Origin of the sequence: Kitasatospora sp. NPDC036755 (assembly GCF_040636595.1) — a bacterium.
Classification (GTDB): Bacteria; Actinomycetota; Actinomycetes; order Streptomycetales; family Streptomycetaceae; genus Kitasatospora.
Map to the genome: position 1 here is coordinate 1 of NZ_JBEZUT010000519.1, position 4086 is coordinate 4086.

6 protein-coding genes are annotated in these 4086 nt (G+C 74.3%); 1 reads left to right on the forward strand and 5 read right to left on the reverse strand.

Features of this window, described 5'->3' with window-relative positions; genetic code table 11:
• Positions 1–213: 213 nt before the first annotated feature.
• The 4 genes from AB0E96_RS39125 to tsaB are packed head-to-tail and all read right to left on the reverse strand — an operon-like array spanning position 214 to position 2765.
• Positions 214–516 carry a hypothetical protein gene (locus tag AB0E96_RS39125; RefSeq protein WP_359831314.1) on the reverse strand — a complete coding sequence of 101 codons (303 nt, stop codon included), beginning with the start codon at positions 514–516 and terminating at the stop codon, positions 214–216.
• On the reverse strand, positions 513–1604 hold the full coding sequence (tsaD, locus tag AB0E96_RS39130) for a tRNA (adenosine(37)-N6)-threonylcarbamoyltransferase complex transferase subunit TsaD (protein WP_359831316.1): 1092 nt from the start codon (positions 1602–1604) through the stop codon (positions 513–515). The genes AB0E96_RS39125 and tsaD overlap by 4 nt, the downstream gene beginning before the upstream one ends.
• On the reverse strand, positions 1597–2085 hold the full coding sequence (gene rimI, locus AB0E96_RS39135; RefSeq protein WP_359831321.1) for a ribosomal protein S18-alanine N-acetyltransferase: 489 nt from the start codon (positions 2083–2085) through the stop codon (positions 1597–1599). The genes tsaD and rimI overlap by 8 nt, the downstream gene beginning before the upstream one ends.
• Positions 2086–2108: 23 nt before the next feature.
• Positions 2109–2765, reverse strand: coding sequence for a tRNA (adenosine(37)-N6)-threonylcarbamoyltransferase complex dimerization subunit type 1 TsaB (gene tsaB / locus AB0E96_RS39140; RefSeq protein ID WP_359831317.1), 657 nt, complete (start codon positions 2763–2765; stop codon positions 2109–2111).
• A 154-nt stretch (positions 2766–2919) separates the two neighbouring features.
• Between tsaB and AB0E96_RS39145 the strand changes: the two genes are divergently transcribed.
• The gene (locus tag AB0E96_RS39145) at positions 2920–3486 is read left to right on the forward strand and encodes a hypothetical protein (RefSeq protein ID WP_359831323.1); all 567 of its coding nucleotides are present in this window, start codon (positions 2920–2922) and stop codon (positions 3484–3486) included.
• An 85-nt stretch (positions 3487–3571) separates the two neighbouring features.
• Here AB0E96_RS39145 and AB0E96_RS39150 read toward each other — a convergent pair whose 3' ends face one another.
• Complete coding sequence (locus AB0E96_RS39150; RefSeq protein ID WP_359831319.1) at positions 3572–3766, reverse strand: hypothetical protein; 195 nt, start codon at positions 3764–3766, stop codon at positions 3572–3574.
• Positions 3767–4086 lie beyond the last annotated feature (320 nt).

The following is a 4086-nucleotide window of genomic DNA, read 5'->3' on the forward strand; positions in this document are numbered from 1 at the left end:
GCGTACGAGGCCGCCACCGGGTCGTGGGTGACCATCACGACGGTCTGGCCGGCGTGCTCGCGGCGGCCGGGGCGGCGGTGCCGCCGCCTCCGTCGCCGCACGCGGTGGCGAAGGCCAGCACGGCCAGTGCCCCCACCGCGTACGTCCTGGTCCTGCTCCGCCCGTCCCTGTTCACCGCTGCGCGCTCCCGGTTCCCGTCCAGCCTTCTCTCAGCTATGCACGGTAGCCGTCGGGCCGCCGGTTCCCGACCGCGGGCTGTTCGACATGCTCGCTGGTGAAGGACCAGCGGTGCACCGGGCGGCCGAGCAGCTCGGCCGGCGGGTCGGCGACGGGCACCGGCTCGCCGGTCCACCAGGTGATCAGCAGTACTCGCTCACCCGGGGCGGAGAGCAGTTCGAGGCGTTCCAGACCGGCCGCGCCGCGGACGGCCGGCAGCACCGACTCCCGCACCCAGGCGGCGAGTTCGACTCCTCGGCCGGTCGCCGCCCGGGCCTCCCACATCGCGGCGACGGTCATGCCGCGCCGCCGCCGAGGGCGTCGTAGGCCTGGCCGTGGACATCGGTGTGGGGGACGTGCACCTCGGTCACCGGCAGCGAGGAGTCCGCCGACAGGTCGAAGGCGGACGGCGTGCGGTCGCGCCACACCATCTCGGAGCCCAGCGCGGCGACCATCGCACCGTTGTCGGTGCACAGGCCCGGCCGGGGCACCCGCAGCCGGATGCCGGCCCGGTCGCAGCGCTGCTGGGCCATCTCGCGCAGCCGCGAGTTGGCCGCCACGCCGCCGCCGATCATCAGGTGGTCGACACCGTTGTCCTTGCACGCCTTGACGGCCTTGCGGGTGAGCACGTCGGTGACCGCCTCCTGGAAGGACGCCGCCACGTCGGCGATCGGCACCTCCTCGCCGGCCCGGCGCTTGGCCTCCACCCAGCGGGCGACGGCGGTCTTCAGGCCGGAGAAGGAGAAGTCGTACTCCGGGTCGTTCTTGCCGGTCAGGCCGCGCGGGAAGGCGATCGCCTTCGGGTCGCCCTCGCGGGCCGTGCGGTCGACGATCGGGCCGCCGGGGAAGCCGAGGCCGAGCACCCGGGCGACCTTGTCGAAGGCCTCGCCGGCCGCGTCGTCGATGGTCGCGCCGAGCGGGCGGACGTCGCTGGTGATGTCCTCGCTGAGCAGCAGCGAGGAGTGCCCGCCGGAGACCAGCAGGGCCATCGTCGGCGAGGGCAGCCGGCCGTGTTCCAGCTGGTCGACGCAGATGTGCGAGGCGAGGTGGTTGACCCCGTACAGCGGCTTGTCCAGCGCCCAGGCGTACGCCTTCGCGGCGCTGACGCCGACCAGCAGCGCCCCGGCCAGGCCGGGGCCGGCGGTGACGGCGATGCCGTCCAGGTCGCTCGCCTTGATCCCGGCGGTGTCCAGGGCGCGCTGGATGGTCGGGACCATCGCCTCCAGGTGCGCGCGGCTGGCGATCTCCGGGACGACACCGCCGAAGCGGGCGTGGTCGTTGACGCTGGAGGCGACGGCGTCGGCCAGCAGCGTGGTGCCGCGCACGATGCCGACGCCGGTCTCGTCGCAGGAGGTCTCGATGCCGAGGACGAGCGGTTCGTCAGCCATGGCGGGTGTCCTCAATGTCCTTCGGGTCAGTGCTGTCAGTGCTGGGGTGGTCGAGGCGCATCACCAGCGCGTCGACGTTGGCGGGCTGGTAGTAGCCGCGCCGGATGCCCACCGGTTGGAAGCCGTGCCGCTCGTACAGCCGCTGGGCGCGCAGGTTGTCCACCCGCACCTCCAGCAGCAGCTCGGCGCACTCGCGCCGGGCGGCCTCCCGGATCAGGTCGGTGAGCAGTGCCGTGCCGAGGCCGGCGCCCTGGTGGCGGTCGTCGACGGCGATGGTCTGGACGTCGCCCTCGCCGGCGATCGCCATCAGCCCGGCGTAGCCGACGACCGTGCCGTCCGGAGCGGCCGCGACGGTGTAGTGGCGGGTGCCGCCGCGGTGGGCCTCGGCGAGCTCGGACCAGAACATCCCGGCGGACCAGGCGTCCTCCGGGAAGAGCCGCAGCTCCAGCTCCAGCACCGGCGCGATGTCCCACCAGCGCATCGGGCGCAGGGTGGTGCCGTGGTTCACGCCGGGAGCACCGCCTTGTAGCCGGCCGGGACCTGGGCGTCCGGGCGGCGCAGGTACAGCGGGTGGTTCGGCAGCAGTTCGCGCCCGGCGGCCAGCTCGGCGGCGGCGAAGGCGGCCAGGGCGCCGGCCGAGACGTGCGCGGGGCCGTGCGCGCCCGGGAAGGTGTCGGGGTAGAGCAGCGCGCCGGCGCCCACGGAGCGCTCCGGCGGGGTCAGCTCGGCCGGGCGGTCCACGCCGGGACCCTCGGTGCGGCGGCCCTCGGCGTCGTACGAGGCCCAGTAGACCTCCTTGCGGCGCGCGTCGGTGGCGGCCGTGAACGGCTGCCCGGCCAGGCCCTCGGCCCGGGCCTGGAAGGCGATCGCGTCCAGGGTGCAGACGCCGTGCACCGGCAGCCCGAGAGCGTGGCCGAGCGCGGCGGCGGTCACCAGGCCGACCCGCAGGCCGGTGTACGGGCCGGGGCCGACGCCGACCGCGATGCCGGTCAGCCGGTGCTTGTCCACCCCGGCGGCCCGCAGCACCTGGTCGATCGCGGGCAGCAGCAGTTCGCCGTGGCGCCTGGCGTCGACCTGGTGGGTCTCGGCGAGGACGGCCGTGCCGTCATGGACGGCGGCGGTGACGGCGGGGGTAGCGGTGTCGAACGCGAGCAGCAGCACGGGTCAAGGTTAGACCGACGTTGGGCCGACCGGCCGATCGGCAAGGTGTACCACTCGGGAACACAGGTCCGAGGCGCTGCGACCCGCGCGGATGAACCTGGCACGATGGGGCCGTACGTAAAGGGACAGTGGCGGGAGCGGCGACGTGGCGAAGATGGGTCCTGGAGTGGTGGTCACGGGGTTGACCCTGGGGGCCCTGGCGGTGGTGAGCCTGCTGGCCTTCCAGGCGAGCGGCGCCCAGGACCGGGCCGGCGGCGCCAAGCCCACCGCCACCACCACGGCGACCGGCACGGCCACCACCGCGGCACCCGCCCCCTCGGCCACCCCGACCGTCCCCGCGCTGCCGGCCACCTCGGGCACCGGCACCCGGGTCGTCTACTCGGTCGGCAGCCACTACGTCTGGCTGGTCGACCCGAAGAAGAGCCCGCAGGTCGCGGCCGCCTTCCCGGTCACCCCGGGCTCGGTCGAGCCGGCCGCGGGCAGCTACGCGGTGTACAGCCGCACCCAGACCACCACCGGGACGGACGGCAGGCAGATCGAGCACGTGGTGCGCTTCGCCCAGCAGAACGGCGTGGTGTTCGGCTTCAGCGCGGCGGTGGACGGCTCGACACCGACCGCCGACCCGAGCGCCAAGACCGGCGGCATCCGCAGCGGCCGCCCCGAGGGCCAGCTGCTCTGGGACTTCGCACCGAAGGACACCAAGGTGGTCGTGGTCCCCTGATCCCGGACGGCCCGGGGCGGGCGACCCGGGCGGACCGGACCGACGAAGACCCGGCCGGGGAAGACCGGACCGGGGGAAACCGGACTCAGGCGGCCCGGGGCGTCCGCGCCTCGGGCCGTTCGTCGTGCTCGGAGCGCGGTTCGGGCGGCGTGGACACCGCCTCGGCGGCCGCACAGGCGGCCAGCAGCGCCCGCATCGGCTCTCCCGGAGCGCGACGGGCGGACTCTCCGGCCCCGGCCGCGGGAACCGCGCGCTGCGGGGCGGGGGTGGTGCTCGACATGGCGCCTCCCTAGTTAGGCAGACCTAACCGCAGCACCCATCCCACCACGCCCGGCACCCCGCCCGCAACATCTTCCCGACAGCTTGTCGGCAAGATGTCGGGAAGATTTCGGCGCGCCGTCGGCCGTCCGGGTTCCGCCGGCCCGGATCCGCCGTCCGGGGCTCCTAGGGCGTGTCTGACAATTGGCGTCGCACGCCCGGCGGGAATTGTCAGACACGCCCTAGCCCCAATGCCGGTGACTTTAGGTAGTGGCGTGTGGCGTGATGGTGGGTGTTGCTGGGTGTGGTGGTGGCCAGTTGCGGTGTTGGGCGTGTTTGAGG